Source organism: Sphingobium sp. JS3065 (assembly GCF_026427355.1).
Classification (GTDB): domain Bacteria; phylum Pseudomonadota; class Alphaproteobacteria; order Sphingomonadales; family Sphingomonadaceae; genus Sphingobium.
In genome coordinates this window covers 970402-985650 of record NZ_CP102664.1, presented here as the reverse complement: position 1 = coordinate 985650, position 15249 = coordinate 970402, and the positions used below count along the sequence as shown (strand labels likewise).

14 protein-coding genes are annotated in these 15249 nt (G+C 64.0%); 9 read left to right on the top strand and 5 right to left on the bottom strand.

The genetic code is table 11. The annotated features are described in order from the left end of the window. Positions 1-61: 61 nt before the first annotated feature. Together NUH86_RS04820 and cydD are read right to left on the bottom strand one after the other, a co-directional pair. Positions 62-1678 carry an amino acid ABC transporter ATP-binding/permease protein gene (locus NUH86_RS04820; RefSeq protein WP_030091399.1) on the bottom strand — a complete coding sequence of 539 codons (1617 nt, stop codon included), beginning with the start codon at positions 1676-1678 and terminating at the stop codon, positions 62-64. Next, on the bottom strand, positions 1675-3258 hold the full coding sequence (gene cydD, locus NUH86_RS04815) for a thiol reductant ABC exporter subunit CydD (RefSeq protein ID WP_030091398.1): 1584 nt from the start codon (positions 3256-3258) through the stop codon (positions 1675-1677). Before cydD ends, NUH86_RS04820 begins: the two co-directional genes overlap by 4 nt. Positions 3259-3348: 90 nt before the next feature. Here cydD and NUH86_RS04810 point away from each other — a divergent pair, with 90 nt between their 5' ends. The 6 genes from NUH86_RS04810 (at position 3349) to NUH86_RS04785 (ending at position 8026) form a co-directional block, all read left to right on the top strand. Continuing rightward, a complete protein-coding gene (locus tag NUH86_RS04810) occupies positions 3349-4935 on the top strand; it encodes a cytochrome ubiquinol oxidase subunit I (RefSeq protein ID WP_030091397.1) in 1587 nt (528 codons plus the stop codon). A 12-nt stretch (positions 4936-4947) separates the two neighbouring features. Further along, positions 4948-6096 (top strand): cytochrome d ubiquinol oxidase subunit II, encoded by a 1149-nt coding sequence (cydB, locus tag NUH86_RS04805; protein WP_030091396.1) that lies wholly within the window; start codon positions 4948-4950, stop codon positions 6094-6096. 14 nt (positions 6097-6110) lie between these two features. Next, on the top strand, positions 6111-6221 hold the full coding sequence (cydX, locus tag NUH86_RS04800) for a cytochrome bd-I oxidase subunit CydX (protein ID WP_030091395.1): 111 nt from the start codon (positions 6111-6113) through the stop codon (positions 6219-6221). 12 nt (positions 6222-6233) lie between these two features. Further along, positions 6234-7022, top strand: a complete 789-nt coding sequence (locus tag NUH86_RS04795) for a TlpA disulfide reductase family protein (RefSeq protein ID WP_030091394.1) — start codon at positions 6234-6236, stop codon at positions 7020-7022. A 22-nt stretch (positions 7023-7044) separates the two neighbouring features. Beyond that, positions 7045-7524, top strand: coding sequence for a Dps family protein (locus NUH86_RS04790; protein ID WP_021246237.1), 480 nt, complete (start codon positions 7045-7047; stop codon positions 7522-7524). Positions 7525-7609: 85 nt separating this feature from the next. Then, a complete protein-coding gene (locus tag NUH86_RS04785; RefSeq protein WP_030091393.1) occupies positions 7610-8026 on the top strand; it encodes a ferritin-like domain-containing protein in 417 nt (138 codons plus the stop codon). A 233-nt stretch (positions 8027-8259) separates the two neighbouring features. On the opposite strand, the gene zapE is transcribed toward NUH86_RS04785, so the two are convergent. The 3 genes from zapE to NUH86_RS04770 all read right to left on the bottom strand — a co-directional run bounded on the left by zapE (position 8260) and on the right by NUH86_RS04770 (position 11825). After that, positions 8260-9405, bottom strand: a complete 1146-nt coding sequence (gene zapE / locus NUH86_RS04780; RefSeq protein WP_030538179.1) for a cell division protein ZapE — start codon at positions 9403-9405, stop codon at positions 8260-8262. Positions 9406-9538: 133 nt separating this feature from the next. After that, a complete protein-coding gene (locus NUH86_RS04775) occupies positions 9539-9976 on the bottom strand; it encodes a DUF983 domain-containing protein (protein ID WP_051743820.1) in 438 nt (145 codons plus the stop codon). Positions 9977-10022: 46 nt separating this feature from the next. After that, complete coding sequence (locus tag NUH86_RS04770) at positions 10023-11825, bottom strand: phosphoenolpyruvate carboxykinase (RefSeq protein ID WP_231746295.1); 1803 nt, start codon at positions 11823-11825, stop codon at positions 10023-10025. Between the two features lie 183 nt (positions 11826-12008). Here NUH86_RS04770 and NUH86_RS04765 point away from each other — a divergent pair, with 183 nt between their 5' ends. The 3 genes from NUH86_RS04765 to bktB are packed head-to-tail and all read left to right on the top strand — an operon-like array spanning position 12009 to position 15245. Beyond that, positions 12009-12323 (top strand): helix-turn-helix domain-containing protein, encoded by a 315-nt coding sequence (locus NUH86_RS04765; RefSeq protein WP_030091389.1) that lies wholly within the window; start codon positions 12009-12011, stop codon positions 12321-12323. Next, positions 12320-13996, top strand: a complete 1677-nt coding sequence (locus NUH86_RS04760; protein WP_037446394.1) for a SulP family inorganic anion transporter — start codon at positions 12320-12322, stop codon at positions 13994-13996. Before NUH86_RS04765 ends, NUH86_RS04760 begins: the two co-directional genes overlap by 4 nt. Positions 13997-14048: 52 nt before the next feature. Continuing rightward, on the top strand, positions 14049-15245 hold the full coding sequence (gene bktB, locus NUH86_RS04755) for a beta-ketothiolase BktB (RefSeq protein ID WP_030090341.1): 1197 nt from the start codon (positions 14049-14051) through the stop codon (positions 15243-15245). Positions 15246-15249 lie beyond the last annotated feature (4 nt).

Genomic DNA, 15249 nt, shown 5'->3' with positions numbered 1-15249 from the left:
ATGGATTTGATTACGCGCGCCAAATCGATCCGCCCCCAGGCCAGCTACAGATATCCCTATATTAGCGGCGATCCTTCAAGTTGATTGTTCGACCCTTGCCGACGAGACTCAAGAAAATCGGTCGATGACTCACCACCACGACTCCGGTCCCTGTCTCGCGAAGCCACGCGTCGAGGTGGCCCGCAAGCCGCGCCTCCGTCGCCATGTCCAACCCCTCGCTCGGCTCGTCGAGCAGCAGCCACGGCCTGCCGGCAAGCAAGGCGCGGGCGATCGACAACCGCTTGCGCTGGCCGCCCGACAACCGCGCTCCGCCGTCGCCGACCCATTGGTCAAGCCCATGCGGCATCGCGCGAATATCGACAGCGAGGCAGGCGACTTCCAGCGCCGCCCAAAGCCGTTCGTCGCTGAGGCCGGGGCGCGCCACACGCAAATTGTCGCGGATGGTTCCCGACAGGAGCTGGGCATCCTGGGGCGAGAGCGCGAATGCCGCTCGCACGTCCTCGGACGGCAGGGAAGCAAGAAGCTGGTCATCAAGAGCAATGCCGCAATGCTCGCCAGCGGGCCGAATACCAGCGAGCGTTTCCAGAAGGCTGGTCTTGCCGCTGCCGGATTTGCCTGAAATCCCCAAGCGCTCGCCCGCCATGATCCGGATATTCATGCCGTCCCGGTCAAAGGCAATGGTCCGCGCGGGCGCCATGGATGCCGTCGCCTTTCGGACAGGCGCAGACGGTTGACCCGCCATGCCCTCCAATCGCGAGAGGGCGGCCGCGACCAGCGCGCCGCGCGACACCCCGCGCACATAGCCGGAAAGCGCTTCGATCGCGCCCGCCGCCGCCAGCACGGCAAGGACCGTCACCGGCAGGGAGGCATGGGAGAAGATCAGCATCGCGCCCATGGCGATGCCCCCACCCAACACGAGGCCCGCATCGATGATCGCTTCGCCGCGCGCGAACCGAGGTCGCGCGCTGTCCAACTCGGCCGTCTCGACCGCGAGGCTTCGCCCGATCGCCGGAGCGAGATCGTAGGCAAGGATTTCGGGCGAAGCGGCGGCATAGTCCACCATGCTCGCCTTGAGCCGCGCCAGCGCCTCCGCCATATCGGTCGCGGCGCTCGCCAGCAGGCGGGGGGTCGCCAGATGCGCCCAGAGGACAAGACCGGCAAGCAACGCCAGCAAGGCAAGGCTCGTCCAGGGGCTGGCCAGCCACGCAAGGGCAAGGCCGATGGCAGCGCCGGCGAACGCGGCGGGCAATGCCGGCTTACGGACCAGATTGTCCTCCAGCGCGCCGATGTCCTGCACGAGCCGCGTCACGGCATCGCCCGCCGATACGGCCCGCACGTCGCGCACCGACAGGATGCGGTCGAACAGGCGCGCGCGAACCGCGGCGAGCGCCATCAAGGCCGCGCGGTGGCCATAGAGCCGTTCGCCGTAACGCGCCGTCGTCCTTACGATCGCGAGCAGCCTGATCATCGCGCTCGGCACCAGGTAGTTGAAACCCTGCGCGGCCAACACGCCGCCCAGCCCGGCCAGTGCCGCGCCGGTGATGAACCATCCAGACAGGCCCAGCAGCAGGACCGCGGCGATTGTCGCAGCGGAGGCAAGCAAGCCCGCGATTCGGAAGGCGCGGCGTTCGGGGCCGATAGCTTCAGCGAGCAGCAGGTCCATATCCGCGCGGCTCATGAAAGCACCATTTCTTTGGTGGCGATCGCGGCCAGCTCGGCGCTGTGCGTCACTATCAGGACCGTGCGGCCCTTTGCGGCGGACGCCAGTATCCCGGCGATGTCGGCCGCCGATCCCGCGTCGAGATCCGCGGTCGGTTCGTCGAGCAGCCAGAGCGGCGCGTCCTTGAGCAACACGCGCGCGATGCCGACGCGCCGGCGTTCCCCACCGGACAGGCCCGACCCGCGATGATCGAGCGGCAAGGCCAATCCCTGTCCGCGCGCTTCGATCATCGGCCCAAGGCCTGCCAGATGGGCCACGGCTTCGACTGCCGCATCGTCGGCATCGGGACGCGCAAGACGGATATTGTCGGCCAGCGTGCCCGGGACGAACGCAACCGTCTGGCCCGCCCAGCCGACATGGCCGGGAAGCGCAACCTCGGCCGCATCCCGGCCGTCAACCAGAATCCGTCCCCCACCAATGGGGGCCAGCCCCAGCAGCGCATGGAGCAGGCTCGATTTGCCGACCCCGGTGCTTCCGCGCAGGGCAAGGCTGGTGCCCGCCGGGATATCCAGCGTGAAGGGACCGATGGCCGTCTCGCCATAGTCGATCACCACGCCGTCAAAGCGCAGCGCTGGCGGCCCTTCGATCGCGGGTTTCGGCGCGGGCGGAGAAGCGGGCGCGAGCGCTTCAAGGCGTTCCACCGCAGCCTCCCCGACCTGCTTGTCGTGATAGGCGGCGGCAAGGCGGCGCATGGGAAGATAGAATTCCGGCGCGAGGACAAGAACAAACAGGGCTTGGCCCAGGGTCAGCTTTTCGGGAGCCGGAAAGGGCAGGATGCCGAGCAGGTTGAAGCCGCAATAGAGCGCGACCAGCGCCACCGACAGCGCCGCGAAGAACTCGATGATCGCGCTCGACACGAAGGCGACCTTGAGCACATCGATCGTGCGCGCGGCGACCTCGCGGGTAGCGTCGGCAAGGTGGCGGCCGATACGGTCCTGCGCGGCGAAGGCGACGATCACCGGGAGCGCGCGCACCCGGTCGACGAACAGGCCCGACAGGCGACTCAGCGCATCGAGCTGGCGCGCGGCGGCCCGCGCGGCCGCCGTTCCTGCGAGCGCCATGCCCATGGCAAAGGGAATCAGCGTCGCGAGCATGATCACGCCGGCGACCCAGCTCCCAAATACGGCAGCAATCGCGATTATGAGCGGGGACAGGACCGCGGCGCGGCGCAGCGGCAGGAAGCGGGCATGGAAGCCGCCCAGGTCCTCGATCCGGTCGACGGCATCGGCGACCGCCTCGCCCAGCATCCGGCGATCCCCCGGCGCGGCGACGAGAATGCCTGGATACACCCGCTGGCGCCAGTTCGTCTTGACGCGCATAGCAGCCGCTTCGCCGGCGTTGGTCGCACCGATCTGCATCCCGGCGCGAAGCAGGGCGGCGGCTATCAGTCCGCCCGCGGCAAGCGCAAGATGGCCCTGCCCCGCCCCTTGCTCCATTGATGCCACGGCTCCGGCCAGCGCCGCCGCCATGAGGATCGCCGCGCCGCTGTCGCCGATCCAGAAAAGGGCCGCAGCCTGTCTATCTAACGGGTTGCTCATATACTCAATTACGAGTAACGAATAATCATAATCTTTTCAACCGACTCAGGACACCCATGGAAGCCGGGCCGGAACGCAAGGAGTCTTGCCATGGACATGGCTGTGATCGAGCTTTCACGCCTCCAATTCGCCCTGACGGCTCTCTACCATTTCCTGTTCGTCCCCCTGACGCTCGGCCTCTCCTTCATCCTCGTCATCATGGAGAGCATCTATGTGATGACGGGCCGTGAGATCTGGCGCACCGTCACGCGCTTCTGGGGCAAGCTGTTCGGTATCAACTTCGTGCTGGGCGTCGCTACCGGCATTACCATGGAATTCCAGTTCGGCACCAACTGGTCCTACTATTCGCATTATGTCGGCGACATCTTCGGCGCGCCGCTCGCCATCGAAGGGCTGATGGCCTTCTTCCTCGAAGCGACGTTCGTGGGCCTCATGTTCTTCGGATGGGACAAGCTGTCCAGGGTCGGGCATCTGCTCACCACCTTCATGGTGGCTCTCGGCTCGAACCTATCGGCGCTGTGGATCCTCGTCGCCAATGGCTGGATGCAGAATCCGGTGGGATCGCGCTTCAATCCCGAAACGATGCGGATGGAAGTCTCCGACTTCATGGCGGTGCTGTTCAATCCGGTCGCGCAGGCGAAGTTCGTCCATACGGTGAGCGCGGGCTATGTCTGCGCCTCCGTTTTCGTGCTGGGCGTCTCGGCCTGGTATCTGCTCAAGGGCAAGTGGGTCGCGGTCGCGCGGCGCAGCTTCACGGTCGCCGCCGCCTTCGGCCTTGCCTCGTCGCTGTCGGTCGTCGTGCTCGGCGACGAAAGCGGCTACGCGCTGACCGATAACCAGAAGATGAAGCTCGCCGCGCTCGAGGCCATGTGGCACACTGAGCCCGCGCCCGCGGGCATTGCCGTTGTCGGCTTTCCCAGCGTCGCCGACCGCGAGACCTATTTCGAGGTCAAGATCCCCTATGTGCTCGGTCTCATCTCCACGCGCAGCCTGACGGGCGAAGTCTCCGGCATCTTCGAACTGGTCGCCAGGGCGCAGGACCGCATCGAGAACGGCATCAAGGCCTATGATGCGGTGGAAAAGCTGAAGGTGGACCAGAAGGACATGGTCGCGCGCGAGGCATTCGAGGAAGCCAAGGCCGATCTTGGCTATGCCCTGCTGCTGAAACGCTTCGTCGCCGATCCGCGGCAAGCCACGCCCCAGGACATCGAAAAGGCCGCATGGTCGACCGTGCCCAATGTCCCGGTGATGTTCTGGGTGTTCCGGGTGATGGCCGGCCTCGGCTTCTTCTTCATCGCCTTCTTCGGCGCCGCCTTCTGGATGGCTTCGATCCGCAAGCTGAACTGCGACAGCCGCTTCTGCCGCACCTTCCTGCGCGCGGCGGTCTGGGTCATCCCGCTGCCGTGGATCGCCATCGAATTTGGCTGGATCCTGGCCGAGATCGGCCGCCAGCCCTGGGCGATCGATGGCGTTCTGCCGACGTTCCTTGCCGCCTCGAGCCTGACCGTCGCGCAGCTCTGGACGACGATCATCGGGTTCACGGTGATCTATGGCGCGCTCGCCGTCATCGAAGTGCGGCTGATGCTGGCGGCAATCCGCAAGGGACCGGACCAGCATCGGCCTCCGGCGCCATCCCCCGAAACCCACAGCGGCTACGCGCCCATCCCTGCCGAATAAGGAGAACAGGTCATGGCACCTCCCATCGACTATGAAACGCTCCGGCTGATCTGGTGGCTGCTGATGGGCGTCCTCCTGATCGGCTTCACTCTCACCGACGGCTTCGACCTCGGCACCGCCGCGCTGCTGCCCTTCGTCGCGAAGACCGACGCCGAACGGCGTCTCGTCATCAACTCGATCGGCGCGACCTGGGAAGGCAACCAGGTCTGGTTCATCCTCGGCGGCGGCGCGATCTTCGCGGCCTGGCCGTTCGTCTATGCGGTCAGCTTCTCGGGCTTCTATCTGGCCATGTTCCTCGTCCTCGCCGCGCTCATCCTGCGGCCCGTGGGCTTCAAATACCGCTCGAAGAAGCCCGATGCCACATGGCGCTCGCGCTGGGATTGGGCGCTGTTCGTCGGCGGGTTCGTGCCTGCGCTGGTGTTCGGCGTCGCGGTCGGCAATGTCCTGACCGGCATCCCCTTCCGGCTCGATAGCGATCTGCGCTCCTTCTACGAGGGCAGCCTGCTCGGCCTGTTCCATCCGTTCTCGCTGGTCGCCGGGCTGCTCTCGGTCGCCATGATCGTGCTGCACGGCGCGAGCTGGCTTGCGATCAAGATCGAACGCGGCGTCGTGCATGACCGCGCGCGCGCCTTCGGCAAGGTCGCGGCGGTCGCGTCGATCCTGCTGTTCGCGCTGGGCGGGGTCATGGTCGCGAAAATGGGCATGGGCTTCCGCCTGACCCATGCGGCCGATCCGCTCGGCCCGTCCAATCCGCTGCTGTCGGGAACGGTCGCGGCGCCGGGGGCCTGGCTCAACAATTATGGCGCCCATCCCTGGATGCTGATCGCCCCGATCCTCGGCTTCGCGGGGCCGCTGCTGGCGTGGATCGGCATCCGCAAGGGCCGCGAGGTTCTGGCCTTTGGCGGCTCATCGATCGGCGCGATCGGCATCATCGCGACCGTGGGCCTCTCGATGTTCCCGTTCATCCTGCCCAGTTCGATCGACCCGGCCTCGAGCCTGACGGTCTGGAACGCCTCGTCCAGCCATGTGACTTTGTTCATCATGCTGGCCGTGACGGTGATCTTCCTGCCGATCATCCTGCTCTACACCGCCTGGGTCTACAAGGTCCTGTTCGGCCGCATCACGCTGCGCGATGTCGACACCAACCCCGACTATTACTGAAAGGACGACTTTCCATGTGGTATTTCAGTTGGATTCTGGGCGTGGGCCTCGCCGTCGGGTTCGGTATCCTCAACGGCATGTGGCATGAATTCCACGCCGATCCCGATGAGGACATTGCGGCCTGACCGCGACGGATCATGATTGCCATCGGCCCTCTCGCGCTCGCGTTGGAACGGCTGTTCGCGATTCTCGGGATCATCGCCTTCCTGGCGGCGGCGAACTGGATAGGCCGCCGTCGCGGCGTGGATTGCGATACGGCCGCGTGGCGGGCATTGCTCGCTGGCCTCGTTGCAGCTCGCGCGGGTTTTGTGGCGCAGAACTGGCATGCCTTCGCCATCGAACCCGCAACCATCCTCTATGTCTGGCAAGGAGGTTTCTCGCCGCTCCCCGGTCTGGTGACTGCCGCAATCGTGCTGGGCGTGTCACTACGGCGATCTCGCGCCCTAGCACCTTTGACACTCGTCTTCGCGGGCTGCGTCGCGGTCACATCCGGCGCCACGGCAGCGGCCCTTGCCTCGGCGCAGCGACCTCTACCGCAAGGAATCGTTCTCCAGTCGCTGGACAGCGGAACGAGCCTGCTCGACGATCGCCGGGGCAAGCCGTTCGTCGTCAATCTCTGGGCAACCTGGTGCCCGCCGTGCCAGCGTGAAATGCCGATGATGGTCGTAGAAGCGGCACACTCGGCCGTGCCGATCCTGCTTGTCAATCAGGGCGAGGATGCAGACAACGTACGTGCGTGGCTGGACAGCAAGCGCCTTGAAGCGGCGCACGTCCATCTCGACCGCGACCTGCGCATAGCTGCCGCGACCGGCTCGGCCGGGCTTCCCGCGACGCTGTTCGTCGACAGCAAAGGCGTGATCCGTGCGCTCCATGTCGGTGAAATCTCGCGGGCCGCCCTGCTCGCGGGACTACGCGATCTGAAGTAGAGTTTCGATCAAGGAGAAGACCATGACCAGACAAGTGAATATTGGAATCGGCGAGGAAGATCGGGTTGCGATTTGCGAAGGCCTGAGCCGCCTCCTGGCGGACACCTACACTCTCTATCTGACCTCGCACAACTTTCACTGGAACGTGACCGGGCCGATGTTCAACAGCCTCCATGCCATGTTCATGACGCAATATACCGAGTTGTGGAACGCGATCGACCCGATCGCCGAACGCATCCGCTCGCTCGGACAGCCCGCACCCGGTTCCTACGCGCAGTTCGCCAAACTCAGTTCCCTGCCCGACGCGCCGGAAGTGCCGCCGAAGGCGCTCGACATGGTCGACATCCTCGCCAAGGGGCATGAAGCGGCCGCCCGCACGGCGCGCACGCTGTTCCCTCTGGTCGAGAAGGCGAGCGACGAGCCGACCGCGGACCTGCTCACCCAACGGATCGGCGTGCATGAGCAGGCCGCATGGATGCTGCGCGCCCTGCTCGAAGAGTAAGACACGCTCAACGACTGGCCCCGGCCGCGCAATCTCTGCGAGGCCGGGGCCGTTAGCGAACTGCCGCCATTGAAAGGACGAGACCTTGGCTACGTCAAAGCTGGCAAACATCCTCCTCGATGCGCTCGAAGACGAGCGGAAGGCGGAGGCGACCTATGCCGCCGTGATCGAAAAGTTCGGCCCTGTCCGGCCCTTTTCCAACATCATAGAGGCCGAACAGCGCCATGCCGCCGCACTTGAGCGCCAGCTTGCCCGGCTGGGCATCGACGTACCGCCCGATCCATGGACGGGGAAAGTGGCGGCACCAGCTTCTCTCGCGCAGGCTTGCGAAAGCGCGGTCCAGGGCGAGATCGAGAATATCGCGCTTTACGACCGGCTGATCCCGATGGTCGACGACCCCGCGGCGCGCCAGGTGATGGAAAACCTGCAGGCCGCCTCGCGCGAGCGCCACCTTCCAGCTTTCAGGCAATGCCTGGAGCGGGAACGCGATCGCCGTTCGTGACGGCCTCCCTCAATCGCGATCACTCAGGCACAGGCTGCTTTTGGGATCCGTAATCGACGGTGGATGGCATCGACAGAGGGCGCGAGGCATGACCTGTCGGCGTCAGCGCCTTTGGCGTTCCTCGAACAGCTGCGCTTTCTCGTACATTTCCTTCGCCTCGGCGAGGCACACATCACGTCTGTTCAGATAGACATCGCTGTTTCGGACTGCCGGCTTGAGATCCGGTTTCGGAATCATTCCATAAGCCTTTGTGTTCTCGATGGACGCTGAACCTCGGCGAGCGCGACCTCGTCGCTCACTCCATGACCGCGGGCGAGATAGTCCTGCGATCCCATTTCGTTGAGGCGCGAGATCGTCCGCTCGAACTCGAAGGCGTCGTCTGCCGCGCAATACAGCGCGTCGGGTTCGCGATCGGCGGAAGCCAGCAGCTTGACGCCATTTTCATAGAAGGCGTCGATCAGTGTCTTGAATCGCGCCGCTTCCGATTTCCGGTTTGCGTCGAGAACGGGGATCCCGACCAGGATCACGGTGTGATAGCGGTAGGCCAATGCAAGATAATCGGGAATGCCGCGCGGTTCGCCGCATAGCCGCTTGAATGAGAAGACGGCCACGCCTTTCAGCGACTTGGGCACGAACAGTTCTCGTCCGCCCTTGATTGCCAGTGTTTCGGAGGGAACATGCTCCCGGTCCTCGACCGGAAAATCGGTCAACCGGAAGAACGCCCGGCTCAGGGCTTCCGTCGCCGCATCGCCATTGGGCACGTGCCAGGTCTGGAACCCTCCAAGGCGCTGCATGCGATAGTCAGTCGGCCCATCCAGGGTGAGCACATCGAGCCGATCCTTGAGGAGCGCGATGAATGGCAGAAAATGTTCGCGGTTGAGGCCGTTCTTGTAGAGGTCCTGAGGCGGCCGGTTGGATGTAGCGACCACGGTAACGCCATGTCCGATGATCCGGGTAAACAGCCTCGACAGGATCATCGCGTCAGCCGAATTGGTTACGATCATTTCGTCGAAGGCGATCAGCCGCGCTTCGGCCGCGATGGCATCGGCGACCGGCAATATCGGATCGCCGGTCTCCTTGGCGCGTTCGGAGCGTAGCCGGTCATGCACCTCCTGCATGAACTCGTGGAAGTGGACGCGCCGTTTCCCGGCGATCTCGACGCAGTCGAAGAAGAGATCCATCAGCATCGATTTGCCGCGGCCGACCCCTCCCCAGAGATAGACTCCCCGCACGGGATCGGGTTTGCGCCTGACGAAACGCGACAGGAGGCCCTGACGGCGCGCCTGTGCTTCCAATTCCGCAACCGCCTTGCCGAAACGCAGAGCGACCTGCCGCTGGGCGTCGTCAGGGCGCAGCTGACCCGTTGAAATGGCGTTCACGTAACGCGTCAGGACTTTGCTCTGAGGCAAGACAAAGTTCTCCGGCAAAAAGTTGAATTTGAGAAGTCGCGCATCGGCCCGACAGCCTCATACCCTGGTCAATCTCGAGACTGGCCACGGCCGAAGCTGAAGATCATGTATCGGCGTCGTCCGGAATTGCTCCCGGGCGTTCCCTGCGAAACCCATGCATGCCGAACCACCACTGCAAGGCAATGATGGCTCCCTTGGCGGGCTGAAGCAGCCCGACCATCAGGAGCAACGCCAACGGAAGCAGGATCGCCATCAACATCGGCACGGACATTTCCGCGCGACTGGTCACGGCGATAATGAGCGGCGCCATCAGATGCCCCGTCACGAAGATCGAGACATAGGCCGGGAAATCATCAGCTTGCTGATGCGTCCAGTCCTGGCCGCATTGCGGGCAATGAGGGATCGGTTTCAGGAACCGCATGAACAGGCGCGCCTCGCCGCACCGGGGGCATCGCCCGCGCAACCCGCGCAGGATCGCGGCCCAACCTGTGACCGGCAAGACAAGCTTGCCGGTTACCGATCCCTGTTCATGAGCGGGCATGGATTCTGGCTTTTCGTGAAACTTGTCAAAGGGGAACCGGATGAGGTCAGGCATCGAACCATCCGGGAGGGGCCGCCGCGCGGATGCTTTCGTCGACATGAGCGACAAACTGCGTGAAGTTGCGCTTGAAGCGGTCGACCAGGGAACGCGCCGTGCCGTCATAGGCGGCCCCATCAGCCCAGGTGGAACGCGGGTCGAGAATACTCGAATCCACACCCTCTACAGCAACGGGGACCACGAAGCCGAAGTTGGGATCGGTGCGGAACTGTGCGCCTTCGAGAGTCCCGGAAAGCGCAGCATTGAGCAGTGCGCGCGTCACCTTGATCGGCATCCGCGATCCCGTTCCATATTGGCCGCCGGTCCAGCCGGTGTTGACCAGCCAGCAATCGACATTCCCCGCGGCGATACGCTTGCGAAGCAGATTGCCGTAGACGCTGGGATGCCGCGGCATGAACGGCGCGCCAAAGCAGGTCGAGAACGTCGCTTCGGGTTCGGTGACACCGAGTTCGGTGCCCGCGACCTTGGCTGTGTAGCCGGACAGGAAATGATACATCGCCTGTTCGGGCGTTAGCTTCGCGATGGGCGGGAGCACGCCGAAGGCATCGGCCGTCAGCATGATGATGTTCTTCGGCACCGGCCCCATGTTCTCGGCGGAGGCATTGGGGATGAAGTGGATCGGATAGGCGCCCCTGCTGTTCTCGGCGAGCGAGGCGTCGTCGAGGTCGAGTGCGCGGGTTTCCGGATCCATGACGACATTCTCGAGGATCGTACCGAAGCGGCGGGTGGTCGCATGGATTTCAGGCTCCGCCTCGGCCGAGAGACGGATCATCTTGGCGTAGCAGCCGCCTTCGAAATTGAAGACGGCGCTGTCCGACCAGCCATGCTCGTCGTCGCCGATCAGCGTGCGCGAAACATCAGCGGACAAAGTGGTCTTGCCGGTGCCCGAGAGGCCGAAGAAGATCGCGGTGTCGCCATCGGGACCGATGTTCGCCGAACAATGCATCGGCATGACGCCCTTTTGCGGCAGCACATAGTTCAGCACCGAGAACACCGCCTTCTTCATCTCGCCGGCATAGCCGGTGCCGCCGATCAGGATCAGCCGGTGGGTGAAATCGATCGCGATGATGGTTTCCGACCGGCAGCCATGGCGTTCGGGATCGGCGCGGAAGCCGGGCAAGTCGATGATGGTGTAATCCGCCGTGAAATGCGTGAGTTCATCCGCCGTCGGCCTAACCAGCATGGTGCGCACGAAATGCGAGTGCCAGGCCAGTTCCGTGACGACCCGGACTCCGACACGGAATTCCGGCTGCGAGCCGCCGAACAGATCCTGGACGAAGACGTCGTCGAGTGCGGCAAGATGCTTGAGGAAATCCTCGCGCAGATTGGCGAAGGCTTCTTCCGACATCGGCTTGTTGGAAGCCCCCCACCAGACATCATCCCTGGTGACCTCATCACGGACGATGAATTTGTCCTGGGCCGAACGGCCGGTATGTTTTCCGGTTTCAACCACGAAGGCGCCATGCTCGGACAGGCGGCCTTCACCGCGCCGCAAGGCGATCTCGACGAGTTCGGGCGTATCGAGATTTTCGTGAAGCGTCCCACCGGATTTGACCGTGATGTCCAAAGCTGCGGGGATCTGCGTGATTTTGCTGTGTGGCCTTTCGGATCGGGTTGGAAGGAAGCAGGCGGATCGGGCGTCGCCCGAACCTGTTCCGACGGGAAGTTTCAGCCTGAGCTTCGGGCGCCGAAGACGATCGGGTTGCGACACCGGACTCGCCGCCGCCGGGGCATCCGATGGCGGCGCCTGTCGACCTGCACCTTTGCGGCGGTGCTTTTTCTCCACGATCATTTGCTCATCTCCGATCTGGAGGCTCGAAGGTCGCAGCCCTCAAGACCATCGGCTTTCTCAGACGCGGAAATACCTCACCCCGACAAAGCGCGTGTGATCGATTATCCGGTACAATGCACATATACAACTCCCTCCTAATTTGTTAAGAGTGATATTTGATGTATTAAACATCATGGAGCCAACATGATCACGTCGCAGCAAATGCGCGCCGCGCGCGCCCTCCTCGGACTTGATCAACGCCAGCTCGCCGCGCTGGCCGGCCTCTCCCTGCCGACCATCCAGCGCATGGAATCATCCGATGGCCAAGTGCGCGGTGTGGTCGACACGCTGGTCAAGGTGATCACCGCGCTGGAAGGCGCAGGCATCGAACTGCTGGGCGAGAATGCGCCCAGCACGGGCGTGGGCCGCGGTGTGCGTCTGCGCGAAACGACCGCGGGAAAGTCCGGCGGCCAGGGGCAGTCGCTTCTCTATGACAAGGCGGAGGAACCGGTCAGGTGAGCGCGAAAGCCTATACGCCCAAGCTCATCACGACCTTGCGCGAAGGGTACACCGCTCAGACCTTCCGCGCCGACGCCATAGCGGGCCTGACGGTCGCGATCGTCGCGCTGCCTCTTGCCATGGCCCTGGGCATCGCCAGCGGCGCTTCTCCCGACAAGGGGCTTGTCACGGCCGTGGTGGCGGGGTTCCTGATTTCCGCGCTCGGCGGATCGCGGGTCCAGGTCGGCGGACCCACGGGCGCCTTTGTCGTCGTCATTTTCAATGTTATCGCCCAGCACGGCTATGATGGGCTGCTGATCGCGACGCTCCTGGCAGGCATCATCCTCATTGCCGCCGGTGCGTTTCGCCTCGGGCAGATGATCAAATTCATCCCCCATCCGGTCGTCACCGGATTCACCGCGGGGATCGCCGTTATCATTGCCTCGAGTCAGGTGAAGGACTTCCTCGGGCTCTCGATGACCGAGGTCCCGGCTGAGTTCCTGCCCAAATGGCAGTCCTATCTCGCCGCTCTGCCGAGCACCAGTTGGGCAACTCTAGGCGTCGGGGTCGGAGCACTTGCGACCATCATCGTGCTGCGCAAACTCGCGCCCAGACTGCCCGGGTTCCTGATCGCGGTCGTGGTAAGTTCCCTCGCCGTCGCTCTGCTCAAGCTCCCGGTCGACACTATCGGCTCCCGCTTCCCGGACATTCCTTCCGGCCTGCCGATGCCGTCCCTGCCGGAATTCACCTTCGCCAAGATCAATGCGGTGATGCCTTCGGCATTCACCATTGCATTTCTCGCCGGCATCGAAGCCCTGCTGTCGGCCGTCGTCGCCGATGGCATGGCCGGAACGCGGCATCGCTCCAACCAGGAATTGATCGGCCAGGGCGTCGCCAATATCGGATCCGCCCTGTTCGGTGGGCTACCCGCGACGGGCGCGATTGCGCGTACCGCCACCAATATCCGCTCCGGGGCCAGAACCCCGGTTGCCGGAATCATGCATGCCGTGTTCCTTCTTCTGTTCATCCTGTTCGCCACGGACCTGATGGCATTCGTACCCATGGCCGCGCTTGCCGCGATCCTGTTCATGGTCGCCTGGGGCATGAGTGAATATGAGCGGTTCATTGCCTTGCTGCACATGCCCAACAGCGACCGGGCCGTGCTGCTACTGACATTCGGCCTGACGGTACTGGTGGATCTCACCGTCGCAATCGGCGTCGGCGTAACTCTGGCCTCGCTCCTCTTCATGGCCCGCATGAGCGAGGCTGTCGAGGTCGACAGCAGCGGCCGGCAGGACATCGATCTCGATTCCGAAGACGTTCACCAGCGCGACGCGTTGCCGGAGGGTGTCGAGGTGTTCCGGATCACCGGCCCGTTCTTCTTCGGCGTAGCAGGCGAACTGCTCGATACGCTGCGCCGCGTCGGTCAGTCGCCCAAAGTCATCATCCTGCGCATGCGGCTCGTTCCCCTGCTCGATGCAAGCGGCGTCCAGGCGCTCGAACAGTTCATCGAACAAGCGCGCGTCGCCGGCGCAACGGTCGTGTTGTCCGGCGTGCAGCCGCAACCGAAGTCGATGCTTGCGCGCGTTCACCTGGAAGCTGGTTCGGACAAGCTTTTCTATGCCGCGGACTTCGCCAGCGCCCAGTCGCTCGCGGTCAGCTTGCTCGAAGCGCCCAAAACTCAGCCGCACTGATCGGCGCACCCTGCTGCGGTTCGGGCGAACATATTGTCGAAAGGAAGGAAATTTGAACGACGTCGTGATCCTGTCGGGTGTGCGCACCGCTATCGGGGATTTTGGAGGCAGCCTTAAGGACGTCGCGCCGTGGGAGCTTGGCCGCATCGTCATTGCCGAAGCCATCAAGCGGGCCGGAATCGAACCAGGCCATGTCGAGCATGTTGTCCTTGGCCAGGTCATTCAAAGCGAACCCAGCGATGCATATGTCTCGCGAATTGCCGCTATCGCGGCGGGGATTCCCGATCGGACCCCGGCGCTCACCCTGAACCGCCTTTGCGGATCGAGTGTGCAGGCGATTATTTCCGCCGCCCAAATGATCGCATTGGCCGAGTGTGACATCGCCGTTGCTGGCGGTGTCGAGAGCATGAGCCAATCCCCACACGTTCTCAAGGGCCTGCGCTGGGGGCGCAGGATGGGCGATGAAATGATGATCGACGCGATGAACGCGACGCTGAGCGATCCGTTCGGTGCAGGTCACATGGGGGTCACTGCCGAGAACGTTGCCGAACGTCATGGCATCACCCGGGCCGAGCAGGACGCGCTGGCGGCCGAAAGCCATCGCCGGGCAGCAAGAGCACAGCAGGAAGACCGTTTTCGCGAGCAGATCGTTTCCGTCGAGGTCAAGGGCCGTAGCGGCACCTTTATGTTCGAGGCCGACGAGCATGTGCGCACCGACGTTTCCAGCGAAGGCCTCGGCGCACTCACGCCCATCTTCCGCAAGGATGGCGGGACCGTAACGGCGGGCAACGCCAGCGGCATCAACGACGCTGGCGCGGCTCTGGTGCTGGCTTCCGCCGCCGCCGCCGAGAGACACGGCCTGACACCCCGCGCCAGGGTTGTAAGCTGGGGACATGCCGGTGTTGCCCCCGAAGTGATGGGGCTCGGTCCCGTCGAAGCCGTGCCCATCGCCCTCAAGCGGGCCGGACTATCGCTTGACGACATCGACGTGATCGAGGCGAACGAGGCTTTTGCCGCGCAGGCTTGCGCGGTCGCCAAACTGCTCGATTTCCCGCCCGAGAAGGTCAATCCCAATGGCAGCGGCATTGGACTTGGGCATCCCGTCGGGGCAACCGGCGCCATCATCACCATCAAGGCGCTTTACGAGCTCGAGCGTATTGGCGGCCGCTACGGGCTTGTGACCATGTGCATTGGCGGCGGACAAGGCATTGCACTCGTGATCGAGCGATTGCCGAGCCAGGATGCGTAAGAGG